Below are 14,230 nucleotides of genomic sequence, written 5' to 3' on the forward strand. Positions count from 1 at the left end.
ACTTCCCCGAGCCAGATCGGCTGCCGTGATCGCAGCCGCCGCACTTCTCACCGCGGGCGTCGCGGCGTGCGGCGGCGGCTCCGGCCAGCAGGCCGCAGGCGGCGACGTCACGCTCACGTTCTGGACGCACACGCACCCGCCGATGGTCGACCTGAACAAGGCGATCATCGCCGAGTACCAGCAGCAGCACCCGAACGTGAAGATCGAGTACCAGACGGTGCCGAACACCGAGTTCGCGACGAAGATGCTCACCTCGCTGAGCACCGGCGCCGGCCCCGACATCATCAACATGGACGACGGTGCGCTGCGCGGCGAGTACATCCAGAAGCGGCTCGTCGCCCCCGTCGACGCCGCGGCGTTGGGCAAGGGCTCGGCGAGCGAGGTCGAGGCCGGCTTCGTCCCGGGGACCCTGGACGGCGCAAAGGGCCCCGACGGCAAGCTGTACGGGCTGCCGAGCGAGTTCAACGGCACCGTCTTCGCGATCAACAAGAAGCACTTCGCCGACGCCGGCCTCGACCCCGCGAACCCACCGAAGACGTGGCAGCAGGTGATCGAGTACGGCAAGTCGCTCAACGCGGCCGGGCACAAGCAGGCGTTCAACTTCCTCTACCTGCATTCCGGCTGGTACGCGCAGTGGTTCCAGACGTTGGCCAACCAGACCGGCGGGACGCCGCTCTCGCCCGATGGCAAGACCGCCGAGCTCGACTCGCCGGGCAACGTGGCGGCGTTGCAGCTGTGGGTCGACCTCGCGCGCACGTCCGGGATCGCCGACCCCAGGACTTCCTCGCGGGACGCCACCTCGCCCTTCCAGGACCTCTCCTCCGGCGTCCAGTCGATGGCGATCACCTACCCGTGGGCGCTCGACCAGGTCAAGGAGGCCAACCCCGAGGTGTACGAGCAGCTGGCGGTGGTCCCGCTGCCGCAGGTGGATGCCGCGAAGCCGCCGGTCAACCGCATCTACGGCTACTTCTGGGCGGTCAACAGCGCCAGCAAGCAGCAGGTGGAGGCGTGGAAGTTCATCTCCTACCTCTCCGCGCAGCACGAGCGCTGGCTCACCGACGTCAACTTCGTGCAGCCGGTCACCGGGTGGGACAAGAGCCCGGCCGCGCAGAAGATCCCGTTCATCGACACGATCGCCAGCGCGTACTCCAACGGCAAGTACGACCAGGTCGGGCCGCACTGGAACGAGATACAGGACGCGATCCGGGCGGCGGCGGACAAGGCCGTGTTCGACGGGGTGCCGCCGGCCGACGCGCTGCGCGAGGCCGACGCGTCCGCCCAGCGGAGCCTCGGCTGAGCGTGTCGACCTCGCTGATCACCCCGGCCCGGAAGGCAGCCGGACCTCCACCCGCCCGCAAGCGCGGGCGGGTGGAGCCGCGGCGCGACCTCGTCGGCGCGCTGCTGTCGCTACCGGCGCTGATCCTGTTCGCGCTGTTCGCGATCTACCCCGGCCTGCGGGTCTTCTACCTGAGCCTCTTCGACTACAGCCTCACCGCGCCCGCCGAGTTCGTCGGGTGGGACAACTTCACCTACCTCGCCACCGACCCGCGGTTCCACGCGGCGCTGCGCAACACCGTGATCTACACGGCGGGCACGTACGTCCCGGCGCTCGCGCTCGCGATGCTGCTGGCGCTCGGGCTGCGCAGGCACATGGCCGGGTTCGGGCTCGTCCGGCTGCTGTACTTCCTGCCGGTCGCGACGAGCTGGGTGGCGATCGCGGTGGTGTGGCGGCTGGTGCTGCACCCCGAAGGCCTGCTCAACCAGTCGCTCGGCATCGACGTCGACTGGCTCACCAGCTCGGCCGCCGCCCGCTGGGCGCTCGTGCTGATGGGGATCTGGAAGGAGACCGGCTTCTTCCTGATCCTCCTGCTCGCCGGGCTGACGCGGCTGCCCACCGACGTCATCGAGGCCGCGATGGTCGACGGCGCCAACGCGTGGCAGCGGTTCTGGCACGTGACGTTCCCGCTGCTCAAGCCGATCGTGGCGGTCTGCAGCGTGATCGCGGTGATCCGCGGGTTCCAGGCGTTCAGCCCGCAGGTCGTGCTGACCGGCGGCGCGTTCGACACCGAGGTGGTCAACCTGTTCGTCTACAAGACCGCGTTCGAGAGCGCCCGGATGGGCCGGGCGAGCGCCGTCGCGGTGCTGATGTTCGCCGTGCTGCTCGTCGTGACGCTCGTGCAGCTGCGGGTGTTCCGGAGGGCGGACGCATGATCCTGCCCATGATTCTGCGCAGGGTCCCGCTCTGGATCGTGCTCGCCGCCGGCGGTGTCGCGTTCGCGGCGGTGCTCGCCTACGCCGTCGTCTCGGCGGTCAAGGCGCCGACGGAGATCCTCGCCGTGCCGCTCTCGTGGCTGCCGGCCGAACCGGTCTGGTCGAACTTCGCGCTGCCGTTCACGGAGACGCCGTTCGCGCGGTACTTCCTCAACAGCGTTGTCGTCGGGGTGGTCGTCACCCTGCTCAACGTCGTGACCTGCACGCTCGCCGGCTACAGCTTCTCCAAGTTCGCCTACCCCGGCCGCGATGCCGCGTTCGTCATCGTGCTGGCGACGCTGATGGTGCCGCTGGAGGTGATCTACGTCCCGCTCTACGCGCTGGTCTACGACCTGGGCTGGGTGAACAGCTTCGCCGCGCTGATCATCCCGGCCGGCACCAGCGCGTTCGGGATCTTCCTCATGCGCCAGAGCATCGACGCCGTGCCGGACGAGCTGATCGAGGCGGCCCGGCTCGACGGCGCGGGTGTCGTGCGGACGTTGTTGCAGATCGTCGCGCCGCTGCTGCGCGGGCCGATGGCGGCGCTGGCGCTGTTCATCTTCCTGATGAACTGGGACAGCCATCTCTGGCCGCTGCTGGTCGGCAGCGACGACGAGCACCGGACGCTGCCGGTCGGGCTCGCCGCGATGCAGGCCAACAACCAGGGCGCCAACGGGCTGCCGATGATGATGGCCGCCGCGGTGCTCGCGCTGCTGCCGACCGTGCTGCTGTTCCTCTCGCTGCAGAAGCGGTTCGTCGAGGGCGTGACGATGAGCGCGGGCATCCGATGAGGGTCGCGGTCGACGGCGGGCAGTCCCAGCTGCGGCTCACGGTCGTCGGGTCCGGGCGCGTGCACGTCGGGCCGGGGTTCAGCTACGCGGCCGACGTCGTACCCGGCATCGTCGCGGCGGTCGCGACCGCGTGGGCCGAGGTTGTGGCCGATGAGCCGGTCGAGCGAGCGGCGCTCGGGCTGACCGGGCTACCCGCGACCGCGGAGGGCCGCGAGCGGCTCGGCGCCGCCGTCGCCGAGCTGCTGCCCACCCCGGAGGTGCTGCTCTGCGCCGACAACGTCACCGCGCACGCCGGCGCGCTCGGCGGCGCCCGCGGGGTGGCGCTGACCGTCGGCACCGGCGTCAACTGCCTCGCCGTCGACCCCGAGGCGGGCTTCTGCCACCGCGTCGACGGGTGGGGGCACCTGTTCGGCGACGACGGCAGCGCGTTCGCGATCGGGCGCGCCGGGATCGCGGCGGCGCTGCGCGCGCACGACGGCCGCGGTGCGCCGACGAAGCTGTCGGAGCTGGTCGAGGAGCGGTTCGGCGCGCTGGACGAGGTGCCGCAGCGGCTGTACACGTCGCCCACGCGCGTCGACGACATAGCGCGGTTCGCCGTCGTCGTGTTGGGCGCGGCCGACGAGGTGGCTGGTGCGATCGTCCGGAATGCGGGCGCCGAGCTGGCCCGGACCGCGCGGGCCGCCGTCGACGCGCTGCCCGGCGCCGAACCGGTGCCGGTCGCGTGCACCGGACGGCTCGTCGAGTCGAGCCCCCAGTTGCTCGCCGCGCTGCGGGCCGGGCTCGACGGCTGCGAGCGGGCGCGGCTCGTCCCGGCCGCGGGCTCGGCGCTCTCCGGCGCCTGCTTCCTCGCCGAAGCCGCTGACCTGCGCGGATACGGCCCGCTCCTGCACGTCTTTCGTCGAGGAGGTGTTCGGTGATCCCGTTCCCTGCGGGTTCGCTGGTGGTGTCGTGCCAGGCCGGGCGCTCCAGCCCGCTGCACGGGCCGGAGCAGATGGCGCGGATGGCGCGCGCCGCGGCGGCCGCGGGCGCGGCCGGCATCAGGGCCAACGGGCCCGCAGACGTGGCCGCGATCAGGGCCGCGGTCGACCTGCCGATCATCGGGATCAACAAGCTGGGCGACCGCGACGGCGTGTTCATCACCCCGACCGCCGCCGCGGCTGCTGCAGTGATCGAGGCCGGCGCCGACGTCGTCGCGGTGGACGGCACCCTGCGGCCGCGCCCGGGTGGCAGCACGCTCGCGCAGCTGGTCGCGGCCGTGCACGATCGGTTCGGCGTGCCGGTGATGGCCGACGTCGACAGCCTCGAAGCCGGGCTCGCGGCCCGCGCGGCCGGCGCCGACCTCGTCGCGAGCACGCTCTCCGGCTACACCGGCGGCCCGGTCCCGCCGGGCCCCGACCTGGAGCTCGTCGCCGCGCTGGCCGGCAAGCTCGACTGCCCGGTCGTCGCGGAGGGCCGGTACTCGACACCGGAGCTGTTCCGCGCCGCGCTCGACGCCGGCGCGCACACCGTCGTCGTCGGCGGCGCGATCACCGACCCCGCCCTCATCACCGCCCGCTTCCTGGCGGCCGCGCCGTGACCCCCGACGAGATTCGGGTGGGGTTCGCGGCGGTCGGGCTCGATGTGCCGGCCGGGACGCCGCTCGGTGGGTATGCGGCGCGGACCGGGCCGTCCACCGGGGTGCTGGACGCGCTGGAGGTTGCGGCCGTCAGCGTGCAGGCCGGCACCGAGCGGCTGATCTGGATCGTCGCCGACCTGCCGTGCGTCAACGTCGATCTCGTCGCGGCCGTGCGCGAGATCGTCGGCGTCCTCGACATTGGGGGGCACGTCTGGGTGTCGGCGACGCACACCCACGCCGGCCCGGAGACGGGCTGCGCCCCCGGCGGGAGCGTGACGCCCGAGCCCTGGCTGGAGCGCGTCACCGAGGCCGCGACGGAGGCCGCGACCCGCGCCGTCGCCGCCGAGCGCGCGAGCACGGTGGAGCTGCGGCGCGTCCGGCTCTCCGGGGTCGGCGGGCAGCGCTCGGGCGCGCGCCCGCGCCGGACGGTGCCCGTCGACGTCCTGTCGGTGCAGGTCGAAGGGCGGACGGCGGGTGTCGTCGCGGTGCTGCCCGTGCACCCGACGGTGCTCGATGCCGGCAACCGCCAGGTCAGCGCCGACCTCACCGGCGCGACCCGACACGCGCTCACCGCTGCGCTGCCGGGCGCGTGGGCCGTCGTGGCGACGGGCGCGGCCGGCGACGTCAGCACGCGGCCGCACCGCAAGGAGCAGACCGCGCGCGAGTGCGCCCGCCTCGGCGCGCTGGCCGCGGCCACGATCGCGGGTGCGCTGCGGCGCCCGCCCGACCTCGAGGTGGCGGCCGGCGAGCTGCATGTGGGGTCGTCGTCGATCGCGCTCGAACCCAAGCCCGCCGAGGCGGCGCCGCTCGACGAGCTGCGCGCCGCGCTCGCGGCGACGGAACGCGTGGGCGACCCGGTGGCCGTCCGCACCGCCTACACCGCGCTGCAGGCCGCCGAGCTGGCCGAATCGGCCGAGTTGGTGCCCGCCGAGCTGAGCTGCGCGGTTGCGGCCGCGTCGCTCGGGCCGTTGCGGCTGCTCGCGCTCGGCGCCGAGCCCTACCTGGAGCTGTCCGAGCGCGCCGCACCGGCGGTGCTGCTCGGCTACACGAACGGATACGTCGGCTACCTGCCGACGCGCGCCGCCTACCGCCGTCCCGACTACGAGGTGCTGCGCACGCCGGTCGCGGCCGGCGGCGCCGAGCTGGCGCTCGCGGCAGCGGCCGACCTGATCGAACCCGAGAGGAACCCGTGACCAACCCGACGCTCGACAGCGGACCCGCCATGCGCGTGCTGCAGGACACGATCAACAAGGTCGTCGACACCCAGCACGCCGCCATCGCCGCCGCGGCGACGCTCGCCGCCGACGCGCTGGCCGCCGACGGGATCCTGCAGGCCTTCGGCACCGGCCACTCCCGCGCCTTCGCGATGGAGATCGCCGGCCGCGCCGGTGGCCTCATCCCGGCGAACCAGCTGGCCATCAAGGACATCGTGATGCTCGCGGGCGTCGCGCCCGCGGAGATCCTCGACCCGACCGTCGAGCGCGACCCCGGCCTCGCCGCACGTGTGCTCGCGCTGCACGAGGTGCACCCCGACGACGTCTTCGTGATCGCGTCGAACTCCGGGATCAACGGCTCGACCGTCGAGATGGCCCGCCTCGCGAAGGCCGGCGGACACGCCGTCGTGGCTGTCACGTCGCTCGCGCACAGCAACTCCGTCGCGTCCCGGCACCCCTCCGGGCAGCGGCTGCACGAGCTGGCCGACGTCGTGATCGACAACTGCGGCGTGCCCGGCGACGCCGCTTACGAGCTGCCCGGCGGCAGCTCGATCGTTTCCACCTCGACCGTCACCACCGCGCTGATCGCGCAGCTGCTCACCGCGGAGATCTGCACGCAGCTGCTGGCCAGGGGTATCGAGCCGCCCGTGTACCGCTCGGCGAACATGGACGGCGGCGACGAGCACAACGCCCGCCTGCTCGCCCGCTACGGCACCCGCATCCACCCGCAGGAGCCCTGAGCCCGGGAGGCCAGTTCGCCTGTCGGCGAATCGGTGGCCCTGCGGCGCCGTCCTCGGGACGATCACCGGATGGACGGATTCAACCCCACGCAGTACGGCGCGCGCTGGGCCGCGACCTACGACGACTTCCACGAGGGTGTGGTCGACAGCGCCACGACGGTCGCCGGCCTGCACACGCTGGCCGGCGAGCGCGCGTCGGTGCTGGAGTACGGCGCGGGGACCGGTCGCCTCGCGATCCCGCTCGCGCAGCTCGGCCACGCCGTCACTGCCGTCGAGATCAGCGAGGAGATGCTGGAGCGGCTCGCCGCGAAGGTCGGCTCGGCCAGCGTCGAGGCGGTGCAGGCCGACATGACGACGGTCGAGCTGGACCGCGAGTTCGACCTGGCGTTCGTCGCGTTCAACTCGATCTTCGCGCTCGCCACGCAGCAGGACCAGGTGCGCCTGTTCCGCAACGCCGCCAAGCACCTGCGCCCCGGGGGCGCGTTCGCGCTGGAGACGGTGGTCGTCGAGACGCCGCGCGCCAACGGCCAGGTGCAGCGGCTGCGGGTGGCCGACGTGCGCCCCGACGAGCTGGTGCTCGCCGCGGGCCTGCTCGACCCCGTCACCCAGTTCTACAACGGCACGTGGGCCGTGCTCGGGAAGTCGGGCACGACGTTCTACCCGATCCAGGGCCGGCACGTGACGCACGCCGAGATGGACCTGATGGCGCAGCTCGCCGAGCTGGAGCTGGAATCGCGCTGGCAGGACTGGCAGCAATCCCCGTTCACGGCGGAGTCGCACTCGGTCGTGACGGTCTACCGCAAGCCGCGCTGACCCTCAGAAGGAGTGGTGCACGGCCTCGACGTTGTTGCCGTCGGGGTCCCGCACGAACACCGCGTAGTAGCCGGGGTGGTACTCCGGGAAGATCCGCGGCGCGTGCAGGATCTCGGCCCCGGCCGCCATGGCTGCCTCGTGCACGGCGTCGACGGCTTCCCGGCCGGCCGCCGCGAACGCGACGTGGATCTCGCGGGCCGGCGCGCCCGCTGTCGGGCCGAGCCAGAACCGCGGCCGCCCGTCGGGTCCCGCGAACCCGACGACCAGCTCGTCGCCGTCGCCGAACCGCATCGCCTCTGTCATGCCGACCGGCGCGAACACCGGCGCGTAGAACCGCGCGGCCGCGGCGACGTCGGACACCTGGATCGAGACGTGATCAAGCATCCGGCGAGCGTATCCACAGGTCAGCGGAGCGGCGGAATGTCCCCGCACGTCCCCTTCGCCCGCCGCGCGAACGCGACGAGCACCGTGTCGCACTCGCCGGGGTTGTGCATCGCACGCAGCCCGAGCCCCTCGAACCACAGCACCGCACCCGCCCGGAAGCTGCGCTGCCCACCACGTAGGCAGTGCAGCTCGACCTCACCGCATTGCACGACGATCATCGTGCCCAGCCACTCGTCCTCGACGACGGCCTGCCAGTCGCCCGGCGGCAACGTCACCTCACGCAGGCGGAACGCCCGTCCCGCCCGCGCCGGCAGGCACAGGTCGTCGTCTTGCGCGTCCACGACGGCTCACCTCCGGCCACCCTTCGGGACCCGCCGGTGTGCGGGCCTCTCAGTAGTTAGACACACCCGGAGGGCCACATTCATCGGTCCCGGGCGCCCGAGTTTCCGCGCGCACCGTGGCCCCGTCGTGGCCCGGGGGTTGCCAGGAAAGCCACTTTCCTGGCACCACAGGACAGGAAAGTGGCTTTCCTGGCACTCACGACGCGGGTGTGCGGCCTACTCGCAGGCGATGCCGTCCCCGTCGCGGTCGAGCTTCGAGCTGTACCCGGGCTCGCCGGCCAGCAGCGGTGCCTTGCCGGCGGCCTTCACCGCGCTGCAGTTCTTGTAGAACGCCGCCGGTTCGTCCTCCGACGGCTCAGGGTCGGCCTTCGCCAAGGGCTGCGGATCCGGCTTCGGATCCGGTTTGGGGTCCGGTTTGGGATCGGGCCGTGGCTGCGGCTGCGGCTGAGGCGACGGCGAGGCCTTGGTCGTCGGCGCCGAAGTCGTCGGGGCGACGGTCGTCACCGGAGCCGCCGCCTGCGTACTGGGAGCGGCGGGCGCAGCCGCCGCGACCGTGCTCGGCGCGCTGGTGCTCGCAGACGGCGCCACGGGCGCGCGGTTCGCCGTGCCGATCAGCACCAGCGTCCCGACGACACCGGCCGCGATCCACAGCGGTTTGGGCACGCGCCGCAGCAGGCCGGGGCTCCCGCCCGGCCGCGCCGCCGCGCCGGCCTTCGGCAGCCGCAGGTCGATCTGGAGCCCGCGCGGGTCGGACCGGACGTGCGCCTCGGCTCCTGCGCGCCCCCCGCGGCGCAGGACGTCCTCGACCACCGGTGCGTACCGCTGGGCCATCGCGTGGGTGAGCTCGCCGACCCGGTAGCCGTCGAGCCGCACCTCGATGCCGCGTTCGCCGGCGTGCGGGCCGTACGTGATCGGCGCGAAGACCAGCTCGGCGGCGACGTGTCGCGGGCGCCCGTCCGGTCGCGGCGCGTACTGCGCGAGGACGGACTGGTGGAATTCCTCCTTGGTCACGATGACCGTGCGTTCTGATTCGAGCAGCGTCAGGCCGACGCGGGAATTCTCGATCATGGGGGGGCGCTCCTGGGTGCTGGGGGTGACCCATGGCTCGCATCCCGTCGCGGAACGTTACCTCGGGGCCATGCGGAGCGCGCCGTCCATGCGGATCGTCTCGCCGTTCAGGTAGTCGTGCTCCACGATCATCGTGACGAGCCGGGCGAACTCGGACGGCTGCGCGAGCCGCTGGGGGAAGGGGACGCCTGCGCTCAGCCCGGCGCGCACGTCGTCGCTGAACCCGGCCATCATCGGCGTGTCGACGATCCCGGGCGCGATCGTCATGACCCGGACGCCGTACTGCGCGAGGTCGCGCGCGGCCGTGACCGTCATCCCGGCGACCCCCGCCTTCGACGCCGCGTACGCGATCTGCCCGATCTGCGCCTCGAACGCCGCGATCGACGCGGTGTTCACCACGATCCCGCGCTGCCCCTGCGCGTCGGGTTCGAGCCGCGACATCGCCTCCGCGGCCAGCCGCATCACGTTGAACGTGCCGAGCAGGTTGACCTTGAGCACGGTGTGGAAGAGATCGAGGTCGTGGGTGCCCTTGCGGCTCAGGATCCGCGCGGACGGCGCGATGCCCGCGCAGCTCACGGCGATCCGCAGCTCGGCGCCGTCGTCCGCGATCCGCGCGATGGCCTCCTTGACCGGCGCCTCGTCGGTGACGTCGGCGGGCAGCAGCACCACCCCGTCGCCCGGCGCGGCCTTCTCGATCGACGAGGGCAGGTCGAGCCCGTAGACGGTGGCGCCGCGGGCGGCCAGCGCAGCGGCCGTCGCCGCCCCCAGCCCGGACGCGGCACCGGTGACCAGCGCGGCAACACCAGAGATCTCCACGAGCGTGGATGATGGCACGGCGGATCAGCGGGCCGTCAGGCCGATGCGCGTCGTCGCGTCAGCATGCGCCCCGCGCCGCCCCCGACCAGCACGACGACCGCCAGCAGCGGTGCCAGCATGATCGCGCCGACGGGCCACAGGTTCGCCCCGATCACCTCGGCCGCGGCCGACCGCCAGCACCAGTACGCGAGCGCGGGCACGGCCACCCCCGCCAGCGGGAGCAACGGATGCCCGGCTGCTCCCGACGCGGCCGAGAGCAGCAGCAGGCCGATGCCGGCGACCGTCCACTGCCACGGCTGCACCGGCGACGCGAACACGTCGGGTTCGGCCGTCGGCACCACCGACCAGTCCCAGGGCAGGACGAGCAGCCCGAGCGCGAGCGTCGCGACGGCGAGCGCGCACACCACGATCGCCCTCATGACGGGACGAACTCGATCACGGGCGACACCGTGACCGGCGTCGCGAGGCTGTTGGCGATGAAGCACTCCCGGTGGGCGACCTCGACGAGGTGCCGAACGCGGGCCTCGCTCGGCCCGCCGACCAGGGTGATGCGCGGCCGCAGGACGATCTCGGCGAGCCGCATCGGCGTCGGCTCGGTGGGCATCGCCGCGGTGGCGTCGTCGCGGTACCCGCGCACGTCGAGCCGGGCCCGCGCGGCCACGGCGAGGAACGAGAGCAGCTGGCACGACGCCGCGGCGAGCACCACCAGCTGCTCGGGGTCGAGGTGCTCGGGGTCGCCGGCGAACGCGGGCGCCGCCGAGAGCGTCAGCTCGACGTCGCCGGCCGACGCGCTGTGCGTGCGGGAGTACTCGCCGACCGTGGAGCCCGTCCAGCTGCACGAGCCCGCGAACCGGTGCACTCCGTCAGCGGGCGGGGGCACCGGGGTCACGCACACCCGTCGGGTCGGCTGGCGTGCGCTCGGAAGGGCCGCGCGCGAGCCCCGGCACCAGCCATCCGCTGACCGTCTGCAGGAAGCGGGTGAGGCCGCTCGGGCCGCGCCGCGCCTCGATCACGTCACCGGCCTTGCCGAGCAGCCACCCGACGGCCGGCACGACCACCGCGAGGATCAGCCACCGGCGCAACCGTGACGAAAGGAATGCCCACACCCCCGCGACAGTAGCGCCGCCCGGCACCCACCGCCGTCCTCGAACGGGTTGACCGTCGACAACGAGCTTCTGGCTGTTTGTGAGCGCTAACAACAGCCAGAACGTCGTTGTCGACGGCTACATGTTGCGCGCGGCCTGCTTGATCGCCTCGCGGATGCGGAAGTACGTGCCGCACCGGCAGACGTTCTCGATCGCGTCGATCTCCTCGTCGGTCGGGTTGCTGGTGCGGTTGAGCAGTGCCACCGCGGCCATGATCTGGCCGGGCTGGCAGTAGCCGCACTGCGCGACGTCCATGTCGAGCCACGCCTCTTGGACGGGATGCAGCGTGTCGCCGTCCGCGAGGCCCTCGATGGTGGTGATCTCGCTGCCCTCGACGTCGGCGATCGGCGTGACGCACGGGTTGAACGCCTCGCCGTCCAGATGGCTGGTGCAGGCCTTGCAGACGTCGATCCCGCAGCCGTACTTGGGGCCGGTGATCCCGAGCTTGTCGCGGAGCGCCCACAGCGTGGGGAGGTCGGCGGGTGCGTCGACGGTGACGGCCTCGCCGTTCACGGTGAAGGAGTAGCTGGGCATTCGGGGCTCCTAGCGGGGGAACGGTTCGAAGTCGACCGGGAAGATGATCGGGAAGCTGCGCGGCTTGGTGCCGGTGGCGCGGGCGTACGCGTTGGCGATCGCGCCGACGGGCGCGGAGACGCCCAGCTCGCCGGCCCCACCGGGGGTGTCCCGGTCGCCGGGCAGGATGAAGATCTCGACGTCGGTCGGGGTGTCCTTCTGCCGCGCGTAGTGGAACTGCGAGTAGCTGCCCTCCAGGGGCAGCCCGTCCTCGATGTGCAGCCCGGCGGTCAGCGTCGTCGAGATCGCGTCGGTCAGGCCGCCCAGCAGCTGCGCCTTGAGGCCCATCGGGTTGATCGGCAGCCCGTAGTTGCCGGCGATCACGGCCTTCGTGACGCGCGGGTTCTGCGGGTCGGTAGCGTCGAGCTCGACCAGGCAGGCCGTGCAGGAGCGGTACTCCTCGTGGAACGCGATGCCCTGCGCGTGCCCGGCCGGCATCGAGCGGCCCCAGTTGCCGACCTCTGCGACCTTGCTGAGCACCTCGCGGTACGAGTCCTCCTTGAGGTGCTCCATCCGGAACTCGAACGGGTCCTTGCCCAGGCTCGCGGCGATCTCGTCGACCATGATCTCTTCGGCGCCGCGCGTGTTGGGCGAGTACACCCCGCGCCAGGCCGCCGTGTTCATCTTCGTCGGCGTCTCGAGAATCAGCTGGGTCGTGGCGCCGAAGTTGTAGGGCATCTTCACGGTGAGCGTGAAGACCGTCTCGGTGAAGGTCAGGTTCCCGCCGGGCAGCTGCGCCCCGATCGACGTGAGGATCTCGCCGAGGCCGTGCGACCAGTCCGTGACGGGGGTCGCGACCCGGTGCTCGAAGCTGAGCACGTTGCCGGCCGCGAACGTCGCCCTGATGTTGTGGTGGGTGCGCACCCGCATGCGGCCGTGGCGCATGTCGTCGATGCGGCTCCACATCAGCTTGACGACCCGGCCGGTCGCCTTCGAGATGTGCGCGGCCTCGATCGCGCCGTCCCAGTACAACCTGCGCCCGAACGACCCGCCGGCCTGCATGACGTGCAGCTTGATGTTGTCGTGCGGGATGCCGAGCTCCAGGGAGATCGTCTCCTGCGCGACGATCGGCGACTTCATGCCCGACCAGATCTCGGCCGAGTCCTCGCGGACGTCGGCGATCGCGCAGTTCGTCTCCAGCGGCGCGTGGCTGACGAACGCGAAGTCGAACTCCTCCTCGAGGCCCCCGAGCAGCGGCGGGACGGCCGCCGGCAGCGTCGCCGCCCGCAGCTCCTGCTTGATGTCCTCGTCGTTGCGGCCGTCGATGCTGCCGCCGCCCCACTCGACCTGCAGCGCGTTCTTGCCGTCGAGCGCCTGCCCGAACGTCTCGGCGAGCACCGCGACACCGGTCGGCACGACCGCGATGTCGATGATGCCCGGCATGGCCCGGACCTCGCTCTCGTTGAGCACCGACTCGACGGTGCCCAGCACAGTCGGGGGCCTGCGGACCATCGTCGGCGTGGCGCCCGGGATGTCCAGGTCGAGCGTGTACACCTGCTTGCCGGTGACGATCGCGCGCGCGTCCTTGCGTCGCGTCGGCGTCCCGACCAGCGTGAACTCCGAGGGGTCCTTCGGCTGGGCCACGATCCGGTCGACGGGCATGGCGGCGGCGAGCGCCGTCAGCGACGAGAAGCCGGCGGTGCGGGCGTCCTTGTTGAGCACCTTGCCGGCCTGCGTGAACAGGTCCTCCGGCGCCGCGCCCCAGAGCTCCTGCGCCGCCGCGAGCAGCCGGGAACGTGCCGCCGCCGCGGCCGCGCGCACCGGCCCGTACATCGAGCGCACCGAGTTCGAGCCGCCGGTGAGCTGGTTGAACAGCAGCTCGGGGCGCGCGTCGGCGAGCGTCACTTCGACCATTTCCAGCGGCAGGTCGAGCTCCTCGGCGACCAGCATCGCGAACGCCGTCGTGAGGCCCTGGCCCACCTCGGCCCGCGGCAGCTCGAGCACCGCGCGGCCCTCGTCGGTGATCTCCAGCCGGACCAGGTGCTCCGTCGGCTTGCCGGCGAGGATCAGGACGTCGCCGAGGTCCTGGATGTCCAGCAGCTGCGGCGGGCTCGGGATCTGCGCCGACGCGTCGCCGGCGGTGAAGGTGTCGACGCCGAACTTGGCCGCGATCGTCAGCGTCGAGCCCGCGACGACGTAGGCGAGGAAGCGTCGCCGGCCGACCGGCCTGCTCAGGACCTTGCCGAAGGTCGAGTCGCGCAGCGACGGCTGGACGGTCCGGTGCTGGCCGCCCTTCGGGCGTTCGGTGGTGGAACCGGGCATCGGGAGCTCCTCCAGGCATGCGTGCGGCAGCGCTGGAGCAGCTGCGGCAGCGGAACTGCGTTTCAAGGACCTGCACAACGGGGAACTCGGCGGCGCCCGGTTCGGGGGTCGGGCGCCGCCGAGCGACTCGGTTGTGCCCGCAACGAAACCTGCGATGCGGCGGAAACGGTGCCACGCCGACACGGACGGGTGATGATTGGGCCGTTCGGCCGATCAAG

The 14,230-nt window shown here is 72.5% G+C and carries 17 protein-coding genes; 8 read left to right on the forward strand and 9 right to left on the reverse strand.

Going from position 1 to position 14,230, the window contains the following annotated elements; translation table 11 throughout:
* Window positions 1-25 precede the first annotated feature (25 nt).
* From LL648_RS27965 to LL648_RS28000, 8 genes are all read left to right on the forward strand, one after another.
* Window positions 26-1,297, forward strand: coding sequence for an extracellular solute-binding protein (locus tag LL648_RS27965; protein ID WP_232665735.1), 1,272 nt, complete (start codon window positions 26-28; stop codon window positions 1,295-1,297).
* A 2-nt stretch (window positions 1,298-1,299) separates the two neighbouring features.
* A complete protein-coding gene (locus LL648_RS45425; RefSeq protein WP_232665736.1) occupies window positions 1,300-2,211 on the forward strand; it encodes a carbohydrate ABC transporter permease in 912 nt (303 codons plus the stop codon).
* A gap of 8 nt (window positions 2,212-2,219) precedes the next feature.
* Window positions 2,220-3,041 carry a carbohydrate ABC transporter permease gene (locus tag LL648_RS27975; RefSeq protein ID WP_232665737.1) on the forward strand — a complete coding sequence of 274 codons (822 nt, stop codon included), beginning with the start codon at window positions 2,220-2,222 and terminating at the stop codon, window positions 3,039-3,041.
* Window positions 3,038-3,958, forward strand: a complete 921-nt coding sequence (locus tag LL648_RS27980; protein WP_232665738.1) for an N-acetylglucosamine kinase — start codon at window positions 3,038-3,040, stop codon at window positions 3,956-3,958. The genes LL648_RS27975 and LL648_RS27980 overlap by 4 nt, the downstream gene beginning before the upstream one ends.
* Window positions 3,955-4,617 carry an N-acetylmannosamine-6-phosphate 2-epimerase gene (locus tag LL648_RS27985; RefSeq protein ID WP_232665739.1) on the forward strand — a complete coding sequence of 221 codons (663 nt, stop codon included), beginning with the start codon at window positions 3,955-3,957 and terminating at the stop codon, window positions 4,615-4,617. Before LL648_RS27980 ends, LL648_RS27985 begins: the two co-directional genes overlap by 4 nt.
* A 17-nt stretch (window positions 4,618-4,634) precedes the next feature.
* On the forward strand, window positions 4,635-5,849 hold the full coding sequence (locus LL648_RS27990; protein ID WP_232665740.1) for a hypothetical protein: 1,215 nt from the start codon (window positions 4,635-4,637) through the stop codon (window positions 5,847-5,849).
* Window positions 5,846-6,610, forward strand: coding sequence for a sugar isomerase domain-containing protein (locus LL648_RS27995; RefSeq protein ID WP_232665741.1), 765 nt, complete (start codon window positions 5,846-5,848; stop codon window positions 6,608-6,610). Before LL648_RS27990 ends, LL648_RS27995 begins: the two co-directional genes overlap by 4 nt.
* A gap of 69 nt (window positions 6,611-6,679) precedes the next feature.
* Window positions 6,680-7,423 carry a class I SAM-dependent methyltransferase gene (locus LL648_RS28000; RefSeq protein ID WP_232665742.1) on the forward strand — a complete coding sequence of 248 codons (744 nt, stop codon included), beginning with the start codon at window positions 6,680-6,682 and terminating at the stop codon, window positions 7,421-7,423.
* Between the two features lie 3 nt (window positions 7,424-7,426).
* Here LL648_RS28000 and LL648_RS28005 read toward each other — a convergent pair whose 3' ends face one another.
* From LL648_RS28005 to LL648_RS28045, 9 genes are all read right to left on the reverse strand, one after another.
* Window positions 7,427-7,807 (reverse strand): VOC family protein, encoded by a 381-nt coding sequence (locus tag LL648_RS28005; RefSeq protein WP_232665743.1) that lies wholly within the window; start codon window positions 7,805-7,807, stop codon window positions 7,427-7,429.
* A gap of 20 nt (window positions 7,808-7,827) precedes the next feature.
* Window positions 7,828-8,148: a hypothetical protein gene (locus LL648_RS28010; RefSeq protein ID WP_232665744.1), complete on the reverse strand. Its 321-nt coding sequence runs from the start codon at window positions 8,146-8,148 to the stop codon at window positions 7,828-7,830.
* Window positions 8,149-8,364: 216 nt separating this feature from the next.
* A complete protein-coding gene (locus LL648_RS28015; protein ID WP_232665745.1) occupies window positions 8,365-9,216 on the reverse strand; it encodes an excalibur calcium-binding domain-containing protein in 852 nt (283 codons plus the stop codon).
* 57 nt (window positions 9,217-9,273) lie between these two features.
* On the reverse strand, window positions 9,274-10,032 hold the full coding sequence (locus LL648_RS28020) for an SDR family NAD(P)-dependent oxidoreductase (RefSeq protein ID WP_232665746.1): 759 nt from the start codon (window positions 10,030-10,032) through the stop codon (window positions 9,274-9,276).
* A gap of 35 nt (window positions 10,033-10,067) precedes the next feature.
* Window positions 10,068-10,451, reverse strand: coding sequence for a hypothetical protein (locus tag LL648_RS28025; RefSeq protein ID WP_232665747.1), 384 nt, complete (start codon window positions 10,449-10,451; stop codon window positions 10,068-10,070).
* On the reverse strand, window positions 10,448-10,921 hold the full coding sequence (locus LL648_RS28030) for an OsmC family protein (protein WP_232665748.1): 474 nt from the start codon (window positions 10,919-10,921) through the stop codon (window positions 10,448-10,450). Before LL648_RS28030 ends, LL648_RS28025 begins: the two co-directional genes overlap by 4 nt.
* Entirely contained in the window at window positions 10,896-11,138 is a 243-nt protein-coding gene (locus tag LL648_RS28035) for a hypothetical protein (RefSeq protein WP_232665749.1), read from the reverse strand. Before LL648_RS28035 ends, LL648_RS28030 begins: the two co-directional genes overlap by 26 nt.
* A gap of 117 nt (window positions 11,139-11,255) precedes the next feature.
* Window positions 11,256-11,711 carry a (2Fe-2S)-binding protein gene (locus LL648_RS28040; RefSeq protein ID WP_232665750.1) on the reverse strand — a complete coding sequence of 152 codons (456 nt, stop codon included), beginning with the start codon at window positions 11,709-11,711 and terminating at the stop codon, window positions 11,256-11,258.
* A gap of 9 nt (window positions 11,712-11,720) precedes the next feature.
* Window positions 11,721-14,012: a xanthine dehydrogenase family protein molybdopterin-binding subunit gene (locus LL648_RS28045; RefSeq protein ID WP_232665751.1), complete on the reverse strand. Its 2,292-nt coding sequence runs from the start codon at window positions 14,010-14,012 to the stop codon at window positions 11,721-11,723.
* Between the last annotated feature and the right edge of the window lie 218 nt (window positions 14,013-14,230).

This window comes from Pseudonocardia sp. TRM90224 (assembly GCF_021245725.1).
GTDB lineage: Bacteria > Actinomycetota > Actinomycetes > Mycobacteriales > Pseudonocardiaceae > Pseudonocardia.

Excerpts from the sequence above, each read along its gene's own strand:
- LL648_RS28025 (WP_232665747.1), bottom strand. The coding sequence starts at position 10,451 with ATGAGGGCGATCGTGGTGTGCGCGCTCGCCGTCGCGACGCTCGCGCTC.
- LL648_RS28040 (WP_232665750.1), bottom strand. The coding sequence starts at position 11,711 with ATGCCCAGCTACTCCTTCACCGTGAACGGCGAGGCCGTCACCGTCGAC.
- LL648_RS28045 (WP_232665751.1), bottom strand. The coding sequence starts at position 14,012 with ATGCCCGGTTCCACCACCGAACGCCCGAAGGGCGGCCAGCACCGGACC.
- LL648_RS28005 (WP_232665743.1), bottom strand. The coding sequence starts at position 7,807 with ATGCTTGATCACGTCTCGATCCAGGTGTCCGACGTCGCCGCGGCCGCG.
- LL648_RS28015 (WP_232665745.1), bottom strand. The coding sequence starts at position 9,216 with ATGATCGAGAATTCCCGCGTCGGCCTGACGCTGCTCGAATCAGAACGC.
- LL648_RS27975 (WP_232665737.1), top strand. The coding sequence starts at position 2,220 with ATGATTCTGCGCAGGGTCCCGCTCTGGATCGTGCTCGCCGCCGGCGGT.
- LL648_RS28000 (WP_232665742.1), top strand. The coding sequence starts at position 6,680 with ATGGACGGATTCAACCCCACGCAGTACGGCGCGCGCTGGGCCGCGACC.
- LL648_RS27980 (WP_232665738.1), top strand. The coding sequence starts at position 3,038 with ATGAGGGTCGCGGTCGACGGCGGGCAGTCCCAGCTGCGGCTCACGGTC.